We start from the raw sequence: 24,079 nt of genomic DNA, 5'->3' as shown, positions 1-24,079 counted from the left end.
AGGCAAGGACCCAACACATGGCGGAACTGACAATTCGTCCCGACGAGATCCGGGATGCCCTGGAGAAGTTCGTGTCGAGCTTCGCCAGCGAGGCGGCATCGCGCGAAGAGCTGGGCACCGTGGTCGTTTCAGGTGACGGCATCGCCAAGGTCGAGGGGCTTCCGTCGGCCATGGCCAACGAACTGCTCGAGTTCGAGAACGGAACCCGCGGCATCGCGCTCAACCTCGACATCCGCGAGATCGGCGTCGTGGTGCTGGGCGACTCCGAGGGCATCGAAGAGGGCCAGACCGTCAAGCGCACCGGTGAGATTCTCTCGGTGCCGGTCGGCGACGGCTACCTCGGCCGCGTGGTGGACGCCATGGGCACCCCGATCGACGGACTGGGCGACATCACGCCCCTCGACGGCCAGCGTGCCCTCGAACTGCAGGCTGCCGGTGTGATGGACCGCCAAAGCGTCAAAGAGCCTCTGCAGTCGGGCATCAAGGCCATCGACGCGATGATTCCGATCGGTCGTGGCCAGCGCCAGCTGATCATCGGCGACCGCAAGACCGGCAAGACCGCCATCGCCGTCGACACCATCATCAACCAGAAGGCCAACTGGGCCACGGGTGACCCCACCAAGCAGGTGCGCTGCATCTACGTCGCGGTGGGCCAGAAGGGCTCGACCATCGCCGCGCTGAAGAGCGTGCTCGAAGAGGCCGGCGCGATGGAGTACACCACGATCGTGCACGCGCCCGCGTCCGACCCGGCCGGCTTCAAGTACATCGCGCCCTACACCGGCTCGGCCATCGGCCAGCACTGGATGTACAACGGCAAGCACGTACTCATCGTGTTCGACGACCTGACCAAGCAGGCCGAGGCCTACCGGGCCATGTCGCTGCTGCTGCGCAGGCCGCCGGGTCGCGAGGCGTACCCCGGCGACGTGTTCTACCTGCACAGCCGCCTGCTGGAGCGTTGCGCCAAGCTGTCGGACGAACTCGGCGGCGGTTCGATGACCGGCCTGCCGGTGATCGAAACCAAGGCCAACGACGTGTCGGCCTACATTCCCACCAACGTGATCTCGATCACCGACGGCCAGATCTTCTTGCAGTCCGACCTGTTCAACGCCAACCAGCGGCCGGCCATCGACGTGGGCATCTCGGTGTCGCGCGTGGGCGGCGACGCGCAGGTGAAGGCCATGAAAAAGGTGGCCGGTACGCTCAAGATCGGCCTGGCCCAGTACCGCGATATGCAGGCGTTCGCCATGTTCGCCTCCGACCTCGACGCCACCTCGCGGCGCCAGCTCGAACGCGGGGCCCGGCTCACCGAACTGCTGCGCCAGCCCCAGTACAGCCCGTTCCCGGTCGAGGATCAGGTGGTCAGCGTGTGGGCCGGCACCAACGGCTACTTCGACGACGTGCCGGTGGCCGACGTGTTGCGGTTCGAGAAAGAGCTGCTCGACCACCTGCGCCGGTCGACCGACCTGTTGTCGACCATCGCCGAGACCGGCAACTGGGACGACGACACGGCCAACGCCGTCGGCAAGGCGATCGACGACTTCAAGCCGCAGTTCACCACGTCCGAGGGCAAGCCACTGGCGCAAGAGAAGGGCCAGAAGCCGCTCAAAGACAAAGACATCGACGTCGAGACGATCCAGACCCAGAAAGCCTGATCGATGGCTTCCAGTTTGCGTGAGCTGCGACAACGCCGAAAGTCGGTCGCATCCACCCAGAAGATCACCCGGGCGATGGAGTTGATCGCGGCGTCCCGCATCATCAAGGCTCACCGGGCCGCCGAACAGGGCGAACCGTTCATCACCGAGTTGATCCGGGCCGTGTCTGCGGTCGCCACCTACTCCAACGACGAGCACCCGCTAACCTCCTCGCCCGAGAAGGTGCGCCGGGTGGCGATGCTGGTGATCACCTCCGACCGGGGTATGAACGGCGCCTACTCGGCCAACGCGATCAAGACCGCCACCCGGCTGCGCGAGCGGCTTGAGCGCGAAGGGGTCGAGGTCGTCCGGTATGCGGTGGGGCGTAAGGCGATCGCCTACATGAACTTTCGCGCCCAGCCGATCCGCAGGCACTGGGAGGGGTTCTCCGACTCGCCCACCTTCGCGCACGCGCAAGAGATCGCGGACGCGCTGATCGCCGACTTCATGACGCCGTACGACGACGGGGGAGTGGACGCCATCTACGGCATCTACACCCGCATGGAGTCGATGCTCACCCAGACTCCCCGCGCACGACGGCTGCTGCCGCTCGAGATCGTCGAGGGTGTGCACGAGCCGGGTGAGGGCGAGATCCTGCCCCTGTACGAGTTCGAACCCGACCCCGAAACGGTACTGGACGCCCTGCTGCCCATGTACGTGCGCAGCCGGGTGTGGTTCTACCTGCTGCAGTCGGCGGCGTCGCAGTTGGCCAGCCAGCAGCGCGCCATGAAGTCGGCCACCGACAACGCCAAGCAACTGATCGAGCGGCTGACCCGGGAAGCGAACCAGGCCCGCCAGGCAGAGATCACCCAAGAAATCAGTGAAATTGTCGGTGGCGCCAGTGCGCTGGCCGACGCAGCCGCCCAGGACTAGGGCTTCGAGAGACGAGAGTGGATCAATGACCGTCACACTGGACAGCAACAACACCGAGGCCGGCACCGAGGGTGGCGTCGGGCGCGTCGCGCGGGTGATCGGCCCGGTCGTCGACGTGGAGTTTCCCGCCGACCAGATGCCTGACATCTACAACGCGCTGCTGATCGACATCGACGCCGGTGCCGACGACACCGGCGAGGGTTCGCGCACCATCTACGCCGAGGTGGCCCTGCACATCGGTGACAACATGGTGCGGGCGGTGTCGCTCAAGCCCACCGACGGCATGCGGCGGGGCTCGCGCGCGGTCGACACCGGCGGCCCGATCTCGGTGCCGGTGGGCGACGTCACCAAGGGCCGGGTGTGGAACGTCACCGGCGAATGCCTCAACGAAGACACCGTCTCGGTCGAGATCGACGAGCGCTGGCCGATTCACCGCTCGGCGCCCAAGTTCGATGAGCTCGAGCCGAAGACCGAAATGCTCGAAACGGGCATCAAGGTGCTCGACCTGCTCACTCCGTACGTCAAGGGCGGCAAGATTGGCCTCTTCGGCGGCGCCGGCGTGGGCAAGACGGTGCTGATCCAAGAGATGATCTACCGCATCGCCCACAACTTCGGCGGCACCTCGGTGTTCGCCGGTGTGGGCGAGCGCACCCGTGAGGGTAACGACCTGATTCACGAGATGATCGAGGCCGGCGTCATGAAAGACACCGCGTTGGTCTTCGGTCAGATGGACGAGCCGCCGGGCACCCGGCTGCGGGTTGCGCTGTCGGCGCTGACCATGGCCGAGTACTTCCGCGACGTGCAGAACCAGGACGTGCTGCTGTTCATCGACAACATCTTCCGGTTCACCCAGGCGGGCTCCGAGGTGTCGACGCTGCTGGGCCGCATGCCGTCCGCGGTGGGTTACCAGCCCAACCTGGCCGACGAGATGGGCCAGCTGCAAGAGCGCATCACCTCGACCCGCGGCCACTCGATCACCTCGATGCAGGCCATCTACGTGCCCGCGGACGACTACACCGACCCGGCGCCGGCCACCACGTTCGCGCACCTGGACGCCACCACCGAGTTGTCGCGTGAGGTGGCCTCGCGCGGCCTCTACCCGGCGGTGGATCCGCTGACCAGCTCGAGCCGCATTCTCGACCCGCAGTTCATCGGCGAGGAGCACTACCGCACGGCCACCCGGGTGAAGCAGATTCTGCAGCGCAACAAGGAACTGCAAGACATCATCGCCATTCTCGGCGTCGACGAGTTGAGCGAAGAAGACAAGATTCTGGTCGGCCGGGCGCGGCGTATTCAGCAGTTCCTGAGCCAGAACACCTACATGGCCACCAAGTTCACCAACGTGCCGGGTTCGACCGTGCCGCTGGCCGACACCATCGAAGCCTTCAAGATGATCTGCGACGGCGAGGTCGACCACGTCGCCGAGCAGGCGTTCTTCAACGTGGGCGGCATGGACATGGTGATGGAGAACTGGGACCGCATGCAGAAGGAAGGCTGATCGTGGCCGAAGGCGACGTGCTGTTCGTCGACGTGGTCGCCGCCGACCGTCGGGTGTGGGAGGGCGAGGCACTGTCGGTGATCGTCCGCACCATGGAGGGCGACATCGGCATTCTGCCCAATCACGAGCCGGTGCTGGCGGTGCTGGTTCCCAGTGCGGCCGAGGTGCTCACCCGCGACGGCAAGCGTGAGGTGATCGCGGTCGACGGCGGCTTCATCGCAGTGTCGGACAATCGGGTCTCGGTGCTCAGCCAGTACGCGCGGCTGGCGCACGAGATTTCGCTGAACGAGGCCGAGCACGAGCTGCGCGAGGCCCAGAAGCTGCGCAACGAGGGCGACAACAGCGACGCGACCCGTCAGCATCACGACCGTGCCGTCGCCCAACTCGCGGCGGCCAAGAAGGCCGACTCGGCCTGATCGTCAGACGGCCCGAACTGGGCCGGCACGAACGCAGGAAAGCCTGCACATAGGGGAAGGGCACCGTGGGGGGAGTGGTCCAGTCCGCCGAACTGGCACTTGCCGTGCTCGGAGGCGTCCTGTTGCTCGCCGTGGCCTGGTTGTGGCTGCGCCGGCGCTGGCTGTCGCGCGCCGGCGCCACCTTCTCGTGTAGCCTGCGCCGCACCGCTACGACTCCGAGTTCCCGCTGGGTGCTCGGAGTCGCTCGTTACCGGGAGCACGAGCTGCAGTGGTTTCCGTCGTTCTCGCTGTCGTTGTGGCCGCGGCTGCGCTTCGACCGCACCGACGTGCGGGTGCGCGACCAGCGCCGTCCCTCGACCGAAGAGGCGGGTCTGCTCTTCGACGCCGACCGCATCATCGCTTTGGACGGCCCGCGGGGTGAGGTCGAGCTCGCGATGGCGGCCGAATCGTTGACCGGTCTGCTCAGTTGGCTGGAGGCGGCTCCGCCGGGAATGCGCTATCGCCTGTCGCCCGCGTCTCCGGATTAGCCTGAGCCGCCCGCCTGCGCCGCTTCGCCGCTCTGGGTTCGACGGGCGTGCGATCGGTGCCGGGCACCCACAGCACGTCCCCGACCTCGGCGTTGGCCACTCGCGCAGCCAGAAACAGCAGGTCCGACAGCCGGTTCAGGTAGGTGATGGCCAGGGGGTTCAGGCCGCCGTCGGTGCCGAGTCCGTGCTCGTCGGCCGCCCGCCAGGCGGTGCGCTCAGCACGCCGGACGATGGTGCGCGCCACGTGCAGGTGGGCGGCGGTCTGAGTGCCGCCCGGAAGAATGAACGAGTTCAGCGGCCCGACCTGCTCACTCAGATCGTCGCACCACCCCTCCAACCGGTCGATGCAGGGCTGCACGATGCGCAGCGGCTCCCAGGGCGGATCGTCGGCCAGGGGTGTGGACAGGTCGGCCCCCAGGTCGAACAGCTCGTTCTGGATCAGCCGCAGCGTCTCGTGAAGGGCTTCGGGCAGGTCGCCGCGGCTGGTGACCACGCCGAGCACCGAGTTGGCTTCGTCCACCTGGCCGTAGGCCTCGACCCGCAGGTCGGTCTTGGCCGCGAGCGACATGTCCGACAGGCGGGTCTGGCCGGCGTCGCCGGTTCGGGTGTAGATCCTGGTCAACTGCACCATGGGTTCAGCCTAACGATGGTGGCCAGGGGTCGTCGGTGGGTGTGGCAGACTCGATCGGGTGCTGCGTTGTCTTCCCCCTCTGGTCGTGTCCGTTCTCGCCTTGACCGGTTGTTCCGGTTCGGTCACGGCGTCACCGAGTCTGAATCCGCCCAGTGGTTCTGGCTGCAGTTACGTCAGCGGCGGCAGCGCGTCGAAGAGCGTTCAGCCTCCGTCGACCAGCGACGTGGCGACGTCGGGCACGGTGACGTTCACGCTGGCGATGACCGGGGGAGACGTCACCATCACCGGCGATCGGGCGAAGACCCCCTGCACCCTGAACTCGTTCGAGTCGCTGGCTGAGCAGAAGTACTTTGACGGCACCAAGTGTCACCGGCTGGCAGATTCGGGCATGTTCATGGTGCAGTGCGGCGACCCGACCGGCACCGGCAGGGGCGGCCCCGGGTACCAGTTCGCCGACGAGTTGACCGGCACAGAGACCTACCCGGCCGGCACCGTGGCAATGGCCAACTCAGGCCCCGACACCAACGGATCGCAGTTCTTCATCGTGTACGGCGACACTTCGCTGGCGCCCAACTACACGGTGTTCGGTACCGTCGATGCGGCGTCGCTGAAGGTGATCGAGAAGATGGCTTCCGAGGGCCACGACGACAGCTGGGGCGACGGCACGGGCAAGCCGAAGAACGCATTCGAGATCAAGTCGGTGAGCTCGCCTAGACCCTGATGGTCGAGCTGGTCGAGACCTCCGTTGGTCGAGCTTGTCGAGACCTCCGTCGGTCGAGCTTGTCGACGCGCCTTTGGTGCCCCTGAGTGGGGGTGCGCCCCGTCCCGGTCCCCGTCCCAGATCCCGTCATCCCGGCGAACGCCGGGATCTCAGAGCGCAACTCGCGACGCTGATCGAGCTTGTCGAGACCGTCCCAGATCCCGTCATCCCGGCGCACGCCGGGATCTCAGAACGCAACTGCGACGCTGATCGAGCTTGTCGAGACCGTCCCAGATCCCGTCATCCCGGCGCACGCCGGGATCTCGAGGCTTACCGCAAGAACTCGATCAGCTCGGCGCTCAACTCGGCCGGGGCGTCCGCGTGCACCCAGTGGCCAGCGCCCGGAATGGTGACCAGCCGGACGGCCGGGAACAGCCCGTGCATGCGGTCGTAATGCTCGGGGCGAATGTAGGGGGACTCAGCGCCGGCCACCCACAGCACGGGCCCCGGGTAGCTGACCTCGCCCACGTCGGGCCAGTCGGCCACCTCGTCGAGATGCTCGCCCAGAAGGCCGAGGTTGAGCTCCCAGGCCCAGCCGTTGCGGTTCTCGGGGGTGCGGACGTGCTTCAGGTTCTGCAGCAGAAACTGGCGCACCGCCGGGTCGTCCACCTCACCGGACAACTCGGCATCGGCGTCCGAGCGCCTTTTCAGGGTGGCCAGATCCAGGTCATGCATGGCCTTCACCAGGGGCACCGAGGTGCGCACCTGGTAGCTGATGTCGGGCGCGATGTCGACCACCACCAGCCGCTTGACCAGGTCGGGGTGCTGCAACGCGATCAACATCGCCACCTTGCCGCCCATCGAGTGCCCGACCAGCGTGACCGCGGCGGCGCTGCCCAGCCGCAACCGCAGTTCGGCCGCCACCTCGTCGGCCATCGCCTCGTAGTCGAAGGTCTCGGTCCAGTGCGAGCGGCCATGGTTGGGCAGGTCGAACAGAACGCTGGTGTGCTCGTGCTCGGCCAGCGTGCGGGCGATGCCGGCCCAGTTCTTGCCGCGTCCGAACAGTCCGTGCAGAAACACCACGTCGGGGCGTCCCGCACCGATGAGTTGCGCGAACAGCGCCATCATCGCCTCCGGTTCCAGCACGAGGTGTGCCAGTGTCGGCGTTCATCGACGGCTCGCGCCGAACCCATGGACGGCACCAGGGGCCACACCACCACGTGCGGCGTGCCCCGGCTGATCAGGTGCTCGCAGCCTGGGCACCGGTAGTCCTTGACGGCGGCCTGAGCGGGCATGGTCTGGGTCATCCAGCGGCCGTCGGCTTTGTCGACCGCCGAGGCATGCGACGACGACAGCGGCCGGGGCGGGCGAAGGTGTTTGCTGGGTCGTTTGGGCACGAGAAGGAGCCTACTGAGTTTCGGTACGGTAGGCCTCGTGCGTCTGATCGTTGCCCGCTGCCAGGTCGACTACGCGGGACGGTTGACCGCCCACCTGCCCCTGGCCACCAGGCTGATTCTGGCCAAGGCCGACGGATCGGTGTCGATCCATGCCGACGACCGCGCCTACAAGCCGTTGAACTGGATGAATCCGCCGTGTGCGCTGACGGTCAGCACCGCCGCGGAAGACTCCGGCTTCACCGAAGTGTGGGAGATTCGCAATCGCGATGGCGACACCCTGTTGATCTCGATCGCCGAGGTGCTGCACGACTCCAGCCACGAGTTGGGCGTCGACCCCGGCCTGGTGAAGGACGGCGTCGAAGCACATCTGCAGGTTTTGCTGGCCGAGCACCCCGAAACGTTCGGTGCCGGCTGGACGCTCGTGCAACGCGAGTACTTCACCGCGATCGGTCCGGTCGACCTGCTGTTTCGCGACGAGAGCGGCGGGTACGTCGCGGTGGAGGTGAAACGCCGCGGCGAGATCGACGGCGTCGAGCAGCTCACCCGCTACCTGACGCTGATGAACGCCGACCCGTTGCTGTCACCGGTGCGGGGCGTGTTCGCCGCCCAGTTGATCAAGCCGCAGGCCAAAACCCTGGCGAGTACCCGCGACATCACCTGCGTCACCGTCGACTACGACGTGCTGCGCGGCCTGGACGACCCCGCCGACCGATTGTTCTGACCGGTATTGGGGACGGTTCCGATTACCCACCACGATGGGTCCCTGGTGGGCAATGGGGACGGTTCCGATTGCCGTTCATCTGGAGGCCACCTTGACCGACGAAGTCCCTGCTGCCAGGCGTGATGCTGCCGGACGGGCATCTGTGCGTCCCCATTACCGTTCAGCAGGCTCATGAACGGTAATCGGAAGTGGGCGGATTCAGGGGGTCAACGCAACACTGCTTGTTGTTGGGGGTGACTGTAGTAGGTCGGCGAGGGCTTCGGCTGGGGTTTTCCAGCCGAGTCGTTTGCGGGGTCGGTCGTTGAACTCGGCTTCGACGTTGGCGATGTGCTCGGCTGTATGCGCCGACAGGTTGGTGCCTTTGGGGAAATACTGCCGCAGCAGCCCGTTGGTGTTCTCGTTGCTGGGTCGTTGCCAGGGGCTGTGCGGATCGCAGAAATACACCTGCGTGCCGGTGGCAGCAGTCAGGACGTGGTGGTGTGCCATTTCGCCGCCCCGGTCCCAGGTCAGGCTGAGCCGCAGATGTGCCGGTAACTGGCCGAACACGGCCGCGATCCCGGCCTGGACCTCGGGGGCGGTGTGCCCGTTCGGTAACGGCACCAGCAGGGTGAAGCTGGTGGTCAGGGGGGTGTCAGATGGTCTGTGTAAGCGGTGAGTCCGGAAGGAAGGATTCATGATGACTGTTGTGACGGATGACAAGAAGGGTGTGGCTGCTCGTCGGTCGGATCGGGCTGAGGCGCCGGGTGCTCGGGCGGCTGCGGAGTTGGCGGCTTCGGGTGCGTTGGATGACTTGTTCGCCAAGATTGATGCCGGCGCGATCGAGTTGACCGGGGATGGCGGGTTCATTCCGGGGCTGATCAAGGCTGCGGTGGAGCGTGGTCTGCAGGCCGAGCTGACTTCGCATGTGGGCTATGACAAGGGCGATCCGAACGCGGCCCTGTTTGATAACTCGCGTAACGGCACGACGCCGAAAACGGTGCTGACGCAGGTCGGTGATGTCGATTTGGACGTGCCGCGGGACCGGCTGGGAACGTTCTGCCCGCAACTGGTACCGAAGGGTGCCAGACGGTTGGGTGGCATCGATGAGATGATCATCAGCTTGTATGCCGGTGGCATGACGGTGCGCGATATCGAGCACTTCCTGGCCTCCACGCTGGGTGCGGAACTGTCACGCGAGACGATCAGCAAGATCACCGACCAGGTCTGCGACGAGGTCGCCCAATGGCAACAACGGCCGCTGGACGCTCTCTATCCGGTCATCTTCCTCGACGCGATCGTGGTCAAGGTCCGCGACGGTGCGCACGTGACGAACCGTTCAGCGCATATCGCGGTCGGCGTCGATATGGACGGCATCAAGCACGTTTTGGGGATCTGGATCCAAACCAGCGAGGGCGCGAAGTTCTGGGCCGGGGTGTGTGCCGATCTGGCTAACCGGGGCGTGCGTGACGTGCTCATCGTGTGCTGTGACGGCCTCACGGGCCTGCCCGAGGCGATCGAGGCCACCTGGCGACACGCCACGGTGCAAACCTGCGTGGTGCATCTGATCAGGGCGTCGATGCGGTTCGTCGGCTACCAAGACCGCAAGGCTGTGGCGGCAGCGTTGCGGCCGGTCTACACCGCTGCGAACGCGGCAGCGGCCCGCACCGAACTCGACACGTTCACCGATTCGACGTGGGGCAAGAAGTACCCCCACGCGGTCGCGACCTGGAATGCGGCGTGGGAGCGGTTCATCCCGTTCTTGGCCTTCCCACCCGAGCTGCGCCGCGTGATTTACACCACCAACAGCATCGAGAGCTTGAACTACCAACTCAGGAAGGTGTCGAAGAACCGCGGCCACTTCCCCAACGACGCCGCCGTGGTGAAGCTGCTATGGCTCGCGATCTGCAACATCGAGGACAAACGAGCCCGCGACCGCGCCAAAGAGAAAGGACTCCCACCCGACCAACGCAAAGCAGCCGGACGACTCGTCGAGGGCCAAGTCGTCACCAACTGGAAACAAGCACTGGCCCAACTCGCGCTCATCTACCCCGAGCGCATCAACCAACACCTATAAATCGAACAAAATAGGACAAGCCGCTTACACAGAAATCTTGACAAGCTCGTGGTCAGCTCGACCAGGGTGCCGATCGCCGACTGGTTCGCCGCACCGGTGATCAGGTCACCTTCCCAGTGGCCCGGCACGACCCGCTGCGATACCTCGACGGGCCGTTGAGCGATGGTGACCATGCCCTGGATCGGGCCGGGTCCGCCCTTGCCAGCCCTAGACCGGGGCGGCCGGCGCCGGACCCGGCCGGAACGTAAACACCTAGTCAGATCACGGTCCAGGCCGCCGCGGGTGTGCACGTACAGCTCCTGGTAGATCGTTTCGTGGCTGATCTGCATCGACCCATCATGCGGGAAATCGACCTTCAACCGGGCCGCGATCTGCTCAGGCGAATGACGCAGTTCCAACCGGCGTATCACCTCGCCAGCCAGCTTGGGACATCGCGCCAACTTCGACTTCTTCGGTCGGGCCGCACGCCCCTTCGCCATCGCGTCGGCCGGAGCCGGCCGATACTCACCCGTGGCCGAGTGCCGGTTACGGCCCAGTTCGCGCGTGATCGTCGAGGCCGGCCGCCCCAACGACCGGCCGATCCGCCGAGCCGACCAGCCATCCTCGACCCGCAGCCCGATCTCTATCCGCTCCGCCAACGACAACCGCAACCCGCGCTCTTGATCTGTCCGCATCCGAACATGCTCCGCGACCCACGCCCGACCCGTCGACTGCGACACGCCAGCAGCCACCGCCGCCCGCCGCCACGACACCCCCTTGCCGATCTCCGACCAGAACACCGAACGCACACCCGGCCCGAACCCAGGACGACCCATCACACCCTCCAATCTCAGGGTGTTGCGTTGACCCCTAGAACCAGCCGTGTCCCCATTACCGTTCTGGTCTGGCGTCGCCTGAGTGCGCTACCGGCGGTTGAGTTCTGGAATCAGCACCTCGCGATAGAGCAGCATCAACGCGGCCATCGAGGGGATCGCCAGCAGCGCACCCAGCAGCCCGTACAGCAACCCGCCGCACACCGCGGCCAGGATCACCAGCGGCCCCGGCACGCTGACCGACCGCTGAAACACCCGCGGCTGAATGAAGTAGTTGTCGAACTGCTGGTAGGTGAGAAAGAAGGCCAGCGTGACCAACCCCTGGGTGGGCGAAAACGTGAACGCCACGATCGACACGATGATCATCGACAGGGTGGATCCGATCAGCGGAATCACCGCGCACAAGGCCACCACCACCGCCAGGGCAAGGGCGTACTGGCCCAGCCCGACGATGGTCAGAAACAGAAACGCCACCGTGGCGGCGCAGGTGATGATGATGAACAGGCCCGTGACGTACCCGCCGATGCGGCGGAACATCTCTCTGGTCAGGTAGCGCACCCGCGGCCGCCGAGACGCCGGCGCCAACTCCAGCATCGCATCGGTGAAGGTGGGCATCGACGCCAGAATGTAGAGCATCAGCGTGATCGTCATCATGGTGCTGAACACCAGGCCCGCCACCGCCTGCCCGGCCCCCCACAGGCCGCCGAAAAGCCCACTGAGCAGTTCGCCCGACGTGAGAAAGTTACTCACCCGGTTGATGCCGTCGTAGCGGGCGTCGAGCTCGGCGATCTGGGGGTTCGCCCTCAGCTCTTGCAGGAGCGACGGCGCGTTCAGCAGCAGTCGGTTGATCTGCTCGTACGCGACGGGCAACACCGCCCAGAACGCCAGAGCAAGCACCGCCAGGGCCCCCAGGGCCACCAGAAACACCGAGAACCCGCGGCGCAGCCCCGTGGCCGACAGCCGGTCGACCAGCGGATTGAGGCCGAGGGCGAGGTAGAGCGCCAGCATCACTAGCAGCACCACGTACGAAATGCGGTACAGGCCGAACACCAGCCCGAAGGCCGTCAGTGCCCCCAGGGTGATGAAGAACCCGATCGCGAACGGACTGCGTCGGCCAAGGGTGACTTCGTGCCGCGGCCCCGCGCCCACCGCGTCGGGATCGGGGTCGGCGGGCGTCGGCTGGGTGATGCGCCGCATGCGGTGCAGCCACCCCCGGGGCCCGCTCGGCGTGGCTGCCGGACGAGGCGCTGCCGCAGCCTGCGGGGTCGGCTCGGTGCCACCGTCGCCGGGTGCGTCGCCTACCTCGTCAGGCTGCGCCACCATGGACTAGCGCCGCTTGGAACCACCCGAGGCCGCAGGCTGCACCCGGGTGGCGTCGTCGTCGTCAGCCTGCTCGGTCACCGCATCGCCCTGCTCGGACGACTCGTCGCTCTGGCTCGCCGACGCCTGATGGTCGTCGTCGCCCGGAAACTCGGCCACGCTGTTGGTGGCGAGCGCCGACAGGCTGCTGAGCTGACCGACGATGGCCGCCTTGCGCTGGTTGAGTCGCTCGTTCTCGCGACGCAACTGCTCGTTCTTAGAGGCAGCCTCGGCCTGCGCGTCGGCAACCAGCTTGGCCGCCCGCGCCCGGGCCTCGGCGACGGACGCCCGCGCCTGCTCGTTCGCGGCGACCACGATCTGGTCGGCCTCGGTCAACGCCTTCTGCCGGCGTTCGGCCATCAACGCGGACGCCTCGGCCATCTTGACCCCGAAGTCCTCGGACTGCAGCCGGGCCTTCTCGGCCAACTCGGCCAACAGAGCCGTGACCTGATCCTGACGCTGCTGTAGGGCGTTCAGGGCCTCGGTGTGCTCGGCAGCCAGCTTGGCCCGAATGTCTGCGGCCTCGCGCTGCGCCGCCTGGCGCACCCGCTCGGCCTCGAGCGAGGCCTGGTCGCGCATCGCGCTCGCGCTGCGCTCGGCGTCGGCCAGCACCATCGCCCGGTGATTCTCGGCGGCCTCACGCAACGCCCGCGACTCTTCTTGCGCGTTCGCGAGTTCAGCGCCGGTCTGGCCTGCCAGTTCGTCGCGCAGCCGGTTCAGGTCGTCCAGCCCGGTCACCCGCTCTTGGGCCAGGCCCTCGTGGGTCTGCCTGGTGAGGTCGCCGGCGCGGCTGCGTGCCGCCTCTTCGATGCGCTCGGCCTCGTGCTGGGCGGTCTTGATGATCTCGGCCGCCTGCGCCTCGGCACTGCGCATCATGTCGCCGGTGAAGGCGCCCAGACGCGAGTAGTCGGTCTCGTCGGCTTTGGTCAGTAGCTGCTTCTGCAGCGACCGCACCTTGCGTTTGGCCGAGCTGAGCTGACGCTCGATGTCACGAATGTAGGCATCGACCGCCTGCCGCTCGTAACCCAGCATCGAGTGGGGAAAGCTGCCCGCAGCGCTCGCGGTCTCGTCGAACAGGTCGAGACCGACCGTCTCTTCTGGCTGTTGGCTCACCCGTGGGTCCTTTCTATGGGGTGTACTACCTGATGCTACCCACTCGGACCCCCGGTGCAGCCGGGACACTCAGTGGGTGGCCGGTTCAACCAGTTCGAGCAACACGCCACCGGTGTCTTTGGGGTGGCAGAAGTTGATGCGTGAGCCCGCGGTGCCGCGTTTTGCCTCGGGGTACAGCAGCCGGACGCCCCGCTCGCGCAGCGTGGCGCTCACCGCGTCGAGGTCGCGCACGCGGTAGGCGAGTTGCTGCATGCCGGGCCCGCTGCGTCCGATGAACTTGGCGATCGTCGAGTTCTCGTTGAGGGGGGCCAGCAACTGGATCTGGGCGTTCTCGGGGCCCTGGTCACCGGTGCCGATCATGGCCTCGGCCACGCCCTGCTCTTGATTCTCTTCGCGATGGAGTACCCGCCACCCCATCACCTCGGTGTGAAACTTGATCGCCTCGTCCAGATCGGGAACCGCGAGGCCCACGTGATCGATGCACACGAATAGTCCGTCCATGGGTTCAGGCTTTCACATCCTTCGAGCCTTGGTTGAGGGTTTCGCAAACCGGTGGCGCCCGGCGGCGTGGCAGAGCGGGGGGGTACCGCTCGGCGCCACACAATGGCATGGTGAGTGTGGTGGGCCGACTTCCCCGGAGGCAGACGTGAGCAAATGGATCAAGACCATCTTGTTGGTGCTCGTCGTCGGCTTCGCGCTGTTCTACCTGTTCACCAGGCCAGAGGCTGCGGCGTCGGCGGTGAAGAGCTTCTTCGGCGCGTTCGATGCGATCGGACGGTTCTTCGTCGCGCTTTCGCGGTGAGTTGCGGTGAGTGCCCCCGCGAAGCCGCCGCCTCAGATCAAGCTCGGCACGTCGCGCTTCTTCGACCCGCATGTCGATGACCGGCTGATCACCGAAGAGGGCGAGCAGATTCTCGACGAGATCCGTCGGCACTGGGTCACCCGGCTCTGGCCCGGAAGTCAGGTGGTGCTGGGCATGATCGCGTTCGGCGTCATGCCGCAACTCGGGCACCTGTGGTGGTTGGGGCTGGTCCTCGGGGTGGGCCTGGGGGTGCGCGGGTTCTGGGGCATGCACGTCGAGTTCATGGATCGATTCGTGGTCACCAACCTGCGCGTCTTTCGGGTCAACGGCGTGATTGATCAGAACTTCGCCTCGATGCCGCTGTCGCGGGTGCTCGACATCGCGATGCAGCGGCCCTTCTGGGGGCAGATTTTTGGCTACGCCGAGTTCGTGTTCGAGAGTGCCGCCCAAGACCAGGGCCTGCGCGAGATTCACTTCGTGGGCGCGCCGGACGCCCGGCTGCACCTGTTTCAGCGCGTGGTGATCAGCGCCGGCCTGACCGGACGGGTGCAGGCCGACATCGCCAGCGGCGACTGACCGCAGCGGTGGTCGAGCCCGTCGAGACCCATGCTGGTCGAGAGCGACGAGTGGCGCTGTATGAGATCGCGGCGTTCGCCGGGATGACGAACAGATGCTGGTCGAGCTTGTCGAAACCCCATGTCACAGATTTTTCGACACGCTCACCAACGATGCTCGTCAGCCCAGGGCGGCGCTGACCACCTCACGGGCCGCCGCCTGTACCTCGGCCAGGTGCTCCGCACCCTTCAGAGACTCGGCGTAGATCTTGTACACGTCCTCGGTACCCGACGGACGGGCCGCGAACCAGGCGTGCTCGGTGGTCACCTTGAGACCACCGATGGGGGCGTCGTTGCCCGGCGCCCGGGTCAGCTTGGCGACGATCGGCTCGCCGGCCAACTCGGTGGCCGTGACGTCCTCGGGCGACAGCTTGGCCAGCTTGGCCTTCTGCTCACGGTTGGCCGGGGCGTCCACCCGGGCGTAGGCGCTGTGACCGTACTTGTCTTCCATCTCGGCATAGATCTGCGAGGGCGACTTGCCGGTGACCGCCAGAATTTCCGACGCCAGCAGACACAGCAGAATGCCGTCCTTGTCGGTGGTCCAGGTCTGGCCGTCGAGGGTGAGGAACGACGCGCCCGCCGACTCTTCACCGCCGAAGCCGATGTCGCCGGTCATCAGGCCCGGCACGAACCACTTGAAGCCCACCGGCACCTCGACCAGCGTGCGGCCCAGATCTGCGGTCACCTTGTCGATGAACGACGAGCTGACCAGGGTCTTGCCGACCCCTGCGTCCGGCTTCCAGCCGGGACGATGGCTGTAGAGGTACGAGATCGCCACCGCGAGGTAGTGGTTGGGGTTCATCAGCCCACCGTCGGGGGTGACGATGCCGTGCCGGTCGGCGTCGGCGTCGTTGCCGGTGGAGATGTCGTAGGTGTCCTTGTTCTCGATCAGCGACGCCATGGCGTAGGGGCTGGAGCAGTCCATGCGGATCTTGCCGTCCCAGTCGAGGGTCATGAAGGGCCAGGCCGGGTCGACGGTGGGGTCGATCACCTCAAGACCGATGTCGAGGTTGTCGGCGATGTACTGCCAGTACTGCACGGCCGCGCCGCCCAGCGGGTGCGCGCCGATCTTCAACTTGGCGCCGCGAATCGCGTCGAGATCGATCACGTTCTTGAGGTCTTCGCAATAGGCGGTGCGATAGTCGTGGCGCTCGATGCCGTCGGCGATCTCGTCGTAGGGCCGGTCGCGCTTGATGCCCGACGGGTCGGCCATCAACTCGTTGGCGCGGGCCGCGATGGCCGAGGTGGCGTCGGTGTCGGCGGGGCCGCCGTGCGGCGGGTTGTACTTGAAGCCGCCATCGGTGGGCGGGTTGTGCGAGGGGGTGACCACGATGCCGTCGGCGCGGGGGCCGTCGTTGTCGCGGTTGTACACGATGATGGCCCGCGAGACCGCCGGGGTGGGGGTGTACTCGTCTTCACGTTCGGCCCGCACGTTCACCCCGTTGGCGACCAGCACCTCGAGCGCGGTCTTCCAGGCGGGCAACGACAGCCCGTGGGTGTCCTTGCCGATGAACAACGGCCCGTCGACGCCCTGGCCGGCGCGGTACTCGACGATCGCCTGCGTGGTGGCGGCGATGTGCAGGTCGTTGAATGACGTCTTCAGGCTTGAGCCGCGGTGACCCGATGTGCCGAAAACCACCCGCTGATCGATGTTGCCGGGGTCGGGCACCAGGTCGTAATAGGCGGCGAGCATTGCGTCGACATTGACGAGGTCTTCGGGCAGTGCGACCTGCCCAGCGCGTTCATGAACCATACCGACATCATGCCCAACACGGCGGGGCGCGGCGAGGGTTCTGCCAGACCCGTCTCGCCCCTGGGGGTCAGCCGGCCAGACCGATCGGCTCGGCTGCACGGCAGAGCTCGACGAACCGGGCGGCGAGCGGCTGCCATGCCTCGTCCAGTTCGCTACGGGCCGCGGCGACCTGGGCGATCGCCTCTCGGACCTGCTGCTCGGTGCCTGGCGGGTCGAGTTCGCACCAGATGGCGAACACGTCGGCGTCGACCTCGGGGTGCCACTGCACACCCCACACCGTGGGCGCGAACCGGGCCGCCTGCACCTCGCCACCGGGCGCCTGAGCCAGCACGACCGCGCCCCTGGGCAGCTCGGCCACCACGTCATTGTTGGAATGCACACCCCGAACCCGGTGAGCCAACCCACCGAACAACGGGTCGGTGTCGGCCGCAGCGGTGTAGCCCACCGGTAACAGCCCGCTCTGCTTGCCCTGCGGGTTCACGATCACCCGGCCGCCAAGGGCGGTTGCGGCCAACTGATGCCCCAGGCACACCCCGAGGGTCGGCACGCCTGCCTCGGCGCAGCGCCGGATCAACGCGCGCACCTCAGGCAGCCAGGGTGCCTCGTGGTCGTCGGTGGCGCCCATGATGCCGCCGAGCACGACCAGCCCGTCCAGTTCGTGCACGGCGGGCAGTCGCGCCCCCAGGTCGGGACGCACCGTGACCAGCCGAGCGTCCGACTCACACAGCCAGTCGGCCAGGCAGGCCGCCGGGCACTCGGCCTGGTGCTGCACGACGGCGATGAGCGGTTGGGTCGCCATGCGCCAACTTTGACACAATGGCTGCCATGACCCTGCCGAAGTTCACCTCCCGCGCCATGGACCTGTCTGGAATCGCCGCCGCCGCCAAGGCGCCGCCCGTTCCCCCGGGCGCATCGTTCGTCGTCGAGGTCGACGAGGCCAACTTCGAGACCGTCATGCAGGGCTCGATGCAGTACCCGATCGTGGTCGAGCTGTACTCACCGCGCGCCAACGCGCAGGCCTTGTCGGACGATCTGATCGCGCTGGCCAACGCCGCCGCCGGTGCCTACCTGCTGGCCCGGGTGAACGTCGACGCGGCCGGCGGCATCGCGCAAGCGTTCGGCGTGCAGGCCGTGCCGACCGTGATCGGCGTGGTCGGGGGCCAGTTGGCTCCGCTGTTTCAGGGCACCCGCAGCAAGCCCGAGGTCGAGGCCATGATCGCTCAGTTGCTGCAGGTGGCCGCCCAGAGCGGATTGAACGGCCGGGCCAACCCGGTGGCGGGGGGAGCGGGCGAAGCAGACATCGCCGACCCACGGTTCGAGGCTGCCGACGCGGCGCTGGAGCGCGGCGACTTCGCCGCGGCCGTGGTCGAGTACGACAAGATCCTGGCCCAGACGCCGAACGACGCCGAAGCCAAGGCCGGACGCGCCCAGGTGGCACTGCTGGCCCGGTCGGCGGGCGGCGACCCGGCGGCGGTGCTCGCCGCTGCCGACGCCGACCCGACCGACGTGAACCCGCAGTTCGCCGCGGCCGATCTCGAGGTGCTGGCCGGACGACCCGAGGCGGCCTTCAAGCGGCTCATCGAGCTGGTTCGACAGACGTCCGCGTCTGAGCGCGAGACGGTGCGGGTGCGGCTGCTGGAGCTGTTCGAGGTGGTCGGCAACGCCGACCCGGCGGTGTTGAAGGCCCGTCGCGACCTGATGAGCGCGCTGTTCTGAGCAACCTGGATGCGCTCGGGTAGCGCTGGGCTCTCGGCCTCGACAACCTCGCTCCCCGCCATCGCCACCCGAAGGTTCGCGCGGGCCATGAGGGTCTGCGCATGACGCAGGCGTCGTGGCCGCCGGCCGGCCAGGGTTGGGGTGCATCCATGCCACCGCGACGGGGTGACTCGGTGCGCACGATGGTGCTCACGGCGGCGCTGGTGGTCGCCGGGGGAGTGCTGGCATTGGCCGCGATGGCCGTGTGGAGCCGGGTGCTGTCGGCGTCCGACCCGACTGCATCCGCACCTGCGACAACAGCAGTCACCCAACCGAGCGCCACCGATCCGGCCAAGAGTCCGTCGACCGGTGCGACCACAGTGCGTCCGACTCTCACCCCGTCGGCCAGCGTGAGTGCATCGCCGAGCCCGAGCCCGAGCACGCAGCCGGTCACCCTCGTGCCGCTGCCCACGCCGAGCGGGGTCGGCACGCCGAACGCCAAGCCCGGCGCCCTACCCGAACCGCGCACGCTCGCGCAGGCCCGCCAGTGGCTCAACGCCAACGCCATCTACCCGCGCAAGGTCAAGGTTCCGACCACCTGTGGGTTGCCGCTGATCGACCCGGCCCGAATCTCGGCCGCAGGGCTGCAGAAGCACCTGACCCGCGTGGCCGGCTGCCTGACCATGGTGTGGCGCCCAGCGCTGCGGACGGCGGGCTTCTCGATGCCGTACCCGGTGGTCACGGTGTACTCGGGTGCGGCCGCCAGCCCGTGCGGAAAGCTGGACGCGTACAACGCCTACTACTGCGCGGCCAACCAGCGCATCTACTTCGGCCGGGTGCTGTACGAGATTCTGCCCGAGCGCGACTACGCCTACGACCTGATTCTCGCCCATGAGTACGGGCACGCGGTACAAGCCCGAACCGGGCTACTCACGGCCGGCTGGTGGTACCGCTACGTCGCCACCAGCAAGGCCAAGGCCAACGAGTACGCCCGCCGGCTCGAACTGCAGGCCGACTGCCTGGCCGGCTCGGCGATGAACGCGCTGGCCCGTGCGACCGCATTGAACGCGGCCGACCGCAAGGGGTTCGCCGAGGTGCTGGCGTCCATCGCCGACGACACGCTCACCGGTGTGATCAGCCAGCACGGCTCCGCCAAGGCGCGTACGCGATGGCTGGCCCTGGGGCTCGGCACGTCCGCGATCAAGGCGTGCAAAACCTTCACCGCGTCGGCCGACAAGGTGCGCTGACCCGCGAGGGCCCTCACTGCAAAAGGTGAACCGACGAAGCCGTCCCACGTAGCTGGCCTTGTGACACGTAGCTGCCTGCACGCGGGCAGCGACGTGTCACAAAGGCAGTCACGTGGGCGGACCACCGCAACAACCGCCCGCGAGCCAGGCTCACTCGGCGCGGATGAAGCCGCGTTCCAGGTACTTGGTGCCGCCACCGACGCGGCAGGCGACCGCGGCCAGCATGCGTCCGCGGGCGAAGGGGGCCATCTTCTCGGCGGCCTTGTCGGGTGCCAGCCAGTGCACCTCACGAATCTCGACCGGGTCGGGCACGATGGCCTCGGTCTGCTCGCTGGTGAGCTGACCGCCGTCGAAGATCAGCTCGACGGCGTCCTCCCAGCCCAGGTACGGGGCGAGCCAGTCGATCACCAGCACCCGCCCGACGCTCAGGTCGAGCGCCAGTTCTTCCTTGATCTCACGCACCGCACCCGTCCACGGCGACTCGTAGGTGTTGACGATGCCGCCCGGCAGTTCCCAGTCGTCTTTGAAGGTCGTTTCGACCAGGCACACCCGATCCCACTGGTCGGTGATCAGCGCGTGCGCGATCAGCCGTTTGCGCGGCAGCACCGAGTTCATCACGCCGGTGAACCCGCCGGCGCCGTACACCAGGTCGCTCGCCAGCCGGGCGTACAGCACCACGTCGGCGAACGTGCCGTCGGCGGCGACGTGCGCCAGCCGGCGAGTGCCTTCGAGCCGAAAGCCGGCCCGGTGCAGCGCCCGCCGCCCCATCGTGTCGGACGCCGGCAGCGACACCTCGATGCGACGTAGCCCGCGAGCGATCAGACCGTCGTCGGCGGCCAGGCTGACGGCCTGGTCGACCGCCTCTTGAGGCGCCCGACCCGACCACTCCAGCACACCGACGCCGGTCTCACCGACCCGCAGATGTACCTGAAACTCGTGGCTTTCGCCGCTCAAGGCGAGTACCGGCCGCTCAGCCCTCGTAGCGGAAGTACACCGCGCCCAGCGGCGGCACGACGATCGTGGCGGCTGCGTCGAACCCGTTGAACTGCTCCTCGTGCGCCTCGACCTGGCCCAGGTTGCCGTGCGAGTCGGACCCGTCGTAGATGCCGGCGTCGGAGTTGAGCACTTCCTTCCACACGCCGGCCTTGGGCAGGCCGATCTTGTAGTTGGCCCAGGGCTCGGACGAGAAGTTCACGATCACCGCGACGTGCTCGCCCTCGCCGTCGGAACGCACCCAGCTGAACGTGTTGCCGCTGGCGTCGTCGGCGTTGATCCAGCGGAAGCCGGCCGGGTCGCTGTCGAGCTTCCACAGCGCTGGGCTGGCGGCGTAGAGCTCGTTGAGGTCTTTGATCAGCCGCTGCAGGCCGTGGTGGCCCCACAGGTCAGACACCCACCACTCCAGCGAGGTGGCCTCGTTGAACTCGGTGCGCTGGCCGAACTCGCAACCCATGAACAGCAGCTGCTTGCCGGGGAAGCCCCACATGAACGAGTAGAAGGCGCGCAGCGTGGCGAACTGTCGCCACGAGTCTTGCGGGATCTTGTTGATCATCGATCCCTTACCGTGCACCACCTCGTCGTGGCTGATCGGCAGCACGAAGTTCTCTGAGTACTGGTACACCATCGCGAACGTCATCTCGTGGTGGTGGTACTGCCGGTAGATCGGCTCGAGCGCCAGGTAGCGCAGCGAGTCGTTCATCCAGCCCATGTTCCACTTGAACCCGAACCCGAGGCCGCCCTGGTCGACAGGCTTGGTGACGCCGCCGAACGAGGTGGACTCCTCGGCGATCATGCACACCCCCGGCACCCGCTCGTACAGGTGCTTGTTGACGTAGCGCAAGAAGTCGATGGCTTCGAGGTTCTCGTTGCCGCCGAACTGGTTCGGTACCCATTCGCCGTCCTTGCGGCTGTAGTCGAGGTACAGCATGGACGCCACGGCGTCGACCCGTAGCGCGTCGATGTGCATCTCGCTCACCCAGTACAGCGCGTTGCTGACCAGGAAGCTCTTCACCTCGTTGCGGCCGTAGTTGAAGATGTAGGTGCCCCAGTCCATGTGCTCGCCCTGGCGGGGGTCGGCGTGCTCGTACAGCGCGGTGCCGTCGAACCGGCCCAGTGCCCACTCGTCCTTCGGAAAGTGCCCGGGCACCCAGTCGAGAATCACGCCGATGCCGGCCTGGTGCAGCTTGTCGACCAGGTGCCTGAACTCGTCGGGACGCCCCAGCCGCGACTGCGGCGCGAAGTAGTTGGTGACCTGGTAACCCCACGACGGCTCGAACGGGTGCTCGGTGACCGGCATGAACTCCACGTGGGTGAAGCCCTGCCAGGTGACGTACTCGACCAGCTCTTCGGCCAGCTCGAGGTAGGTCTTGCCCTTGCGCCACGACCCGAGGTGCACCTCGTAGATCGACATCGGGCTCTCGTGCGGCTGGGTCACAGCCCGCTTGTTCATCCACTCGCCGTCGTCCCAGGCGTACTGGCTGGTGTAGACGATGGAGCTGTTGGCCGGTGCCTGCTCGGCGAAGAAGGCCATCGGGTCGACCTTCTCGCGCCAGACCCCGTCGGCCCCGAGCACGTTGTACTTGTAGAGCGCGCCGTCGCCGACACCCTCGACGAACAGCGCCCACACCCCCGAGCCGGGCACCAGCGACATGGCGTCGCCGGTCCACCAGTTGAAGTCGGCGTTGAGGCGCACCGCTTGGGCGTTGGGCGCCCACACGGCGAACCGCGTGCCGGTGATCTCACCACGCTCGTCGTCGTGCAGCGTCACCGTGTGCGCTCCGAGCCGGCGCCACACCTCGGTGTCGCCGCCGTTGTGGAAGCCTTCGAGATCCCATCCGGTCAGGCCGCCGGCCTGGTCGTGTGCCATCAGTTCTCCTTTGAATCGTGCGTGGTGGACAGCGCCGTCCGCCTAGCCACATCATGGACGGCACCGAGCGGGATGTGTACCCATTTGGGCCGGTTACGGGTTTCGTACACCACTTCGTAGACCGCCTTGTCGAGCACGTAGGCGTCGAGCACCGGACGATCGGGGGCCGCTTCTTCGCAATAACCCGCGAGAAACGCGGCCTGGGCGGCCGACGACCAGGCGGACGCCTGGGCCGAAGTGGGATCAGGGTGTGCGCCGCGTACGTAGTCGAACGAGCGCAACATGCCGGCGACGTCGCGCCAGACACTGTCGGGACGGCGCCGCTCGTCCAGCGTCTTCAGCGGCTCGCCCTCGAAGTCGATGATGGTCCAGCCGTTGGCCGAGCGCAGCACCTGGCCGAGGTGAAAGTCCCCGTGCACGCGCTGCACCACCAGGTCGACGTCGACCAGCGCCAGCAGCGCCGGCCGCACCGCGGCGCGCACCGCTTTGAGCTCGTCCACCTGGTTCTCGGCGGCATCGAAGCGGTCGGCGATCACCCCGGCCACCTCGGCGCCGGGCACCACCGAGGTGCCGAACGCCTGCGCCAGCCGGGCGTGCACGGCACGCAGCGCCCCGCCCAGTTGCGACGCCTCGGCGGTGATGTCGCGGTCGTCGGCGCAGGCCTCACACGCCCACTCCCAGCCGTCGCGCACGTTCTGCACGCGCTGCACGAACATGCCCAGGTCGGTGCGGCCCACCCCCGGCAGGTCGCCGAGCAGCGCCCCGTACAGATCGGGCGTGACCCCCGACCCGTTCAGGGCAGCCAGCACCTCGACGTCGAGGTTGCGGCCGGCCTCGACCTTGCGAAACAGCTTGAACATGCGGTTGCGGCCCAGCGTGACGGTGGTGTTGCTCTGCTCGCCGGCCCAGACCTTGGTGTCGGTGGTGGCCTCGATGGCCGGGCTGTCGATCCACTCCATGGCGGGGTGGTCGGGCTCGACCAAGGCGGTCAGCAGGGCCAGCATGCAGGCCGGGTCGGCGACCGCCTCGACCGCCGCCACGGGCCCGAGGTCGGGGTCATCCACCCGCAGGATCACCTCGGTGGTCGGGGTGTCGGTGTAGCCGACGAGCTGGGCGTAGAACTCGTGTCGTCCGTCGGCGTAGCGCACCGTGGCGACCTCGGGACGCACCGCGGGCAGCCGTCCGGCGGGGGTCAGCCAGGGCAGCGCAGTCATGCCTTCGAGCGTGGCCGCCAAACCCTTGCCGCCGAACCAGCGGGCGTTCTCGATCAGGGGCCACCATGCTGCCAGGGGGGCGTCGGTCACCGGATCATCC

Annotated in this window: 24 protein-coding genes and 1 pseudogene; 12 read left to right on the top strand and 13 right to left on the bottom strand. The window is 67.2% G+C overall.

Features of this window, described 5'->3' with window-relative positions; genetic code table 11:
• Positions 1-17: 17 nt before the first annotated feature.
• The 5 genes from atpA to MPLG2_RS05225 all read left to right on the top strand — a co-directional run bounded on the left by atpA (position 18) and on the right by MPLG2_RS05225 (position 5,005).
• Positions 18-1,652: a F0F1 ATP synthase subunit alpha gene (gene atpA, locus MPLG2_RS05245; RefSeq protein WP_105185237.1), complete on the top strand. Its 1,635-nt coding sequence runs from the start codon at positions 18-20 to the stop codon at positions 1,650-1,652.
• 3 nt (positions 1,653-1,655) lie between these two features.
• On the top strand, positions 1,656-2,564 hold the full coding sequence (locus tag MPLG2_RS05240; RefSeq protein WP_105185236.1) for a F0F1 ATP synthase subunit gamma: 909 nt from the start codon (positions 1,656-1,658) through the stop codon (positions 2,562-2,564).
• Positions 2,565-2,589: 25 nt separating this feature from the next.
• Complete coding sequence (atpD, locus tag MPLG2_RS05235; protein ID WP_105185235.1) at positions 2,590-4,062, top strand: F0F1 ATP synthase subunit beta; 1,473 nt, start codon at positions 2,590-2,592, stop codon at positions 4,060-4,062.
• A 2-nt stretch (positions 4,063-4,064) separates the two neighbouring features.
• Positions 4,065-4,478: a F0F1 ATP synthase subunit epsilon gene (locus MPLG2_RS05230; RefSeq protein ID WP_105185234.1), complete on the top strand. Its 414-nt coding sequence runs from the start codon at positions 4,065-4,067 to the stop codon at positions 4,476-4,478.
• A 74-nt stretch (positions 4,479-4,552) separates the two neighbouring features.
• Entirely contained in the window at positions 4,553-5,005 is a 453-nt protein-coding gene (locus MPLG2_RS05225; RefSeq protein ID WP_158680893.1) for a DUF2550 domain-containing protein, read from the top strand.
• Here MPLG2_RS05225 and MPLG2_RS05220 read toward each other — a convergent pair.
• A complete protein-coding gene (locus tag MPLG2_RS05220) occupies positions 4,941-5,636 on the bottom strand; it encodes a cob(I)yrinic acid a,c-diamide adenosyltransferase (protein ID WP_105185232.1) in 696 nt (231 codons plus the stop codon). The two genes, MPLG2_RS05225 and MPLG2_RS05220, sit on opposite strands and share 65 nt — an antisense overlap.
• 241 nt (positions 5,637-5,877) lie before the next feature.
• On the opposite strand from MPLG2_RS05220, the gene MPLG2_RS05215 reads away from it, so the two are divergent.
• Positions 5,878-6,357: a peptidylprolyl isomerase gene (locus MPLG2_RS05215; protein ID WP_231935830.1), complete on the top strand. Its 480-nt coding sequence runs from the start codon at positions 5,878-5,880 to the stop codon at positions 6,355-6,357.
• 309 nt (positions 6,358-6,666) lie between these two features.
• Here the strand turns inward: MPLG2_RS05215 and MPLG2_RS05205 are convergent, their stop codons facing one another.
• Positions 6,667-7,482, bottom strand: coding sequence for an alpha/beta fold hydrolase (locus MPLG2_RS05205; RefSeq protein WP_231935828.1), 816 nt, complete (start codon positions 7,480-7,482; stop codon positions 6,667-6,669).
• Complete coding sequence (locus tag MPLG2_RS05200) at positions 7,461-7,733, bottom strand: hypothetical protein (protein WP_105185229.1); 273 nt, start codon at positions 7,731-7,733, stop codon at positions 7,461-7,463. Before MPLG2_RS05200 ends, MPLG2_RS05205 begins: the two co-directional genes overlap by 22 nt.
• A gap of 37 nt (positions 7,734-7,770) precedes the next feature.
• On the opposite strand from MPLG2_RS05200, the gene nucS reads away from it, so the two are divergent.
• Complete coding sequence (gene nucS, locus MPLG2_RS05195) at positions 7,771-8,454, top strand: endonuclease NucS (protein ID WP_105185228.1); 684 nt, start codon at positions 7,771-7,773, stop codon at positions 8,452-8,454.
• 198 nt (positions 8,455-8,652) lie between these two features.
• Here nucS and MPLG2_RS18320 read toward each other — a convergent pair.
• Positions 8,653-9,075: pseudogene (locus tag MPLG2_RS18320) on the bottom strand (IS30 family transposase); the annotation flags it as partial.
• 55 nt (positions 9,076-9,130) lie between these two features.
• Between MPLG2_RS18320 and MPLG2_RS05185 the strand changes: the two are divergent.
• Positions 9,131-10,507 (top strand): IS256 family transposase, encoded by a 1,377-nt coding sequence (locus MPLG2_RS05185; protein ID WP_105187478.1) that lies wholly within the window; start codon positions 9,131-9,133, stop codon positions 10,505-10,507.
• Here the strand turns inward: MPLG2_RS05185 and MPLG2_RS05180 are convergent.
• The 4 genes from MPLG2_RS05180 to mce all read right to left on the bottom strand — a co-directional run bounded on the left by MPLG2_RS05180 (position 10,477) and on the right by mce (position 14,292).
• Positions 10,477-11,295: an IS30 family transposase gene (locus MPLG2_RS05180; protein ID WP_158680891.1), complete on the bottom strand. Its 819-nt coding sequence runs from the start codon at positions 11,293-11,295 to the stop codon at positions 10,477-10,479. The genes MPLG2_RS05185 and MPLG2_RS05180 overlap by 31 nt on opposite strands.
• Before the next feature lie 114 nt (positions 11,296-11,409).
• On the bottom strand, positions 11,410-12,516 hold the full coding sequence (locus tag MPLG2_RS05175; protein ID WP_197710090.1) for an AI-2E family transporter: 1,107 nt from the start codon (positions 12,514-12,516) through the stop codon (positions 11,410-11,412).
• Positions 12,517-12,645: 129 nt separating this feature from the next.
• On the bottom strand, positions 12,646-13,791 hold the full coding sequence (locus MPLG2_RS05170; protein ID WP_105185225.1) for a DivIVA domain-containing protein: 1,146 nt from the start codon (positions 13,789-13,791) through the stop codon (positions 12,646-12,648).
• 69 nt (positions 13,792-13,860) lie between these two features.
• On the bottom strand, positions 13,861-14,292 hold the full coding sequence (mce, locus tag MPLG2_RS05165) for a methylmalonyl-CoA epimerase (protein ID WP_105185224.1): 432 nt from the start codon (positions 14,290-14,292) through the stop codon (positions 13,861-13,863).
• A 145-nt stretch (positions 14,293-14,437) separates the two neighbouring features.
• Here mce and MPLG2_RS18800 point away from each other — a divergent pair, with 145 nt between their 5' ends.
• Together MPLG2_RS18800 and MPLG2_RS05160 are read left to right on the top strand one after the other, a co-directional pair.
• Complete coding sequence (locus tag MPLG2_RS18800) at positions 14,438-14,593, top strand: hypothetical protein (RefSeq protein WP_173909599.1); 156 nt, start codon at positions 14,438-14,440, stop codon at positions 14,591-14,593.
• A 6-nt stretch (positions 14,594-14,599) separates the two neighbouring features.
• Entirely contained in the window at positions 14,600-15,169 is a 570-nt protein-coding gene (locus MPLG2_RS05160) for a PH domain-containing protein (protein ID WP_105185223.1), read from the top strand.
• A 159-nt stretch (positions 15,170-15,328) separates the two neighbouring features.
• Here MPLG2_RS05160 and pgm read toward each other — a convergent pair whose 3' ends face one another.
• Positions 15,329-16,960 carry a phosphoglucomutase (alpha-D-glucose-1,6-bisphosphate-dependent) gene (pgm, locus tag MPLG2_RS05155; protein ID WP_105185222.1) on the bottom strand — a complete coding sequence of 544 codons (1,632 nt, stop codon included), beginning with the start codon at positions 16,958-16,960 and terminating at the stop codon, positions 15,329-15,331.
• Between the two features lie 67 nt (positions 16,961-17,027).
• The gene (locus tag MPLG2_RS05150) at positions 17,028-17,759 is read right to left on the bottom strand and encodes a type 1 glutamine amidotransferase (protein ID WP_105185221.1); all 732 of its coding nucleotides are present in this window, start codon (positions 17,757-17,759) and stop codon (positions 17,028-17,030) included.
• A 26-nt stretch (positions 17,760-17,785) separates the two neighbouring features.
• Here MPLG2_RS05150 and MPLG2_RS05145 point away from each other — a divergent pair, with 26 nt between their 5' ends.
• The gene (locus MPLG2_RS05145; RefSeq protein ID WP_158680890.1) at positions 17,786-18,676 is read left to right on the top strand and encodes a tetratricopeptide repeat protein; all 891 of its coding nucleotides are present in this window, start codon (positions 17,786-17,788) and stop codon (positions 18,674-18,676) included.
• A gap of 101 nt (positions 18,677-18,777) precedes the next feature.
• Entirely contained in the window at positions 18,778-19,902 is a 1,125-nt protein-coding gene (locus MPLG2_RS05140; protein ID WP_105185219.1) for a neutral zinc metallopeptidase, read from the top strand.
• Between the two features lie 150 nt (positions 19,903-20,052).
• Here the strand turns inward: MPLG2_RS05140 and MPLG2_RS05135 are convergent, their stop codons facing one another.
• Genes MPLG2_RS05135 through MPLG2_RS05125 form a run of 3 tightly spaced genes read right to left on the bottom strand, consistent with a single transcriptional unit; the run spans position 20,053 to position 24,069 of the window.
• The gene (locus MPLG2_RS05135) at positions 20,053-20,856 is read right to left on the bottom strand and encodes an NUDIX hydrolase (RefSeq protein ID WP_105185218.1); all 804 of its coding nucleotides are present in this window, start codon (positions 20,854-20,856) and stop codon (positions 20,053-20,055) included.
• A gap of 16 nt (positions 20,857-20,872) precedes the next feature.
• Positions 20,873-22,765, bottom strand: coding sequence for a 1,4-alpha-glucan branching protein GlgB (glgB, locus tag MPLG2_RS05130; protein WP_105185217.1), 1,893 nt, complete (start codon positions 22,763-22,765; stop codon positions 20,873-20,875).
• Positions 22,765-24,069, bottom strand: a complete 1,305-nt coding sequence (locus MPLG2_RS05125) for a phosphotransferase (RefSeq protein WP_105185216.1) — start codon at positions 24,067-24,069, stop codon at positions 22,765-22,767. Before MPLG2_RS05125 ends, glgB begins: the two co-directional genes overlap by 1 nt.
• Between the last annotated feature and the right edge of the window lie 10 nt (positions 24,070-24,079).

It is taken from the genome of Micropruina glycogenica, from assembly GCF_900289045.1.
GTDB classification, from domain to species: domain Bacteria; phylum Actinomycetota; class Actinomycetes; order Propionibacteriales; family Propionibacteriaceae; genus Micropruina; species Micropruina glycogenica.
Note: the sequence above shows the minus strand (reverse complement) of the source record. Positions and strands in the feature narration are given on the sequence as shown.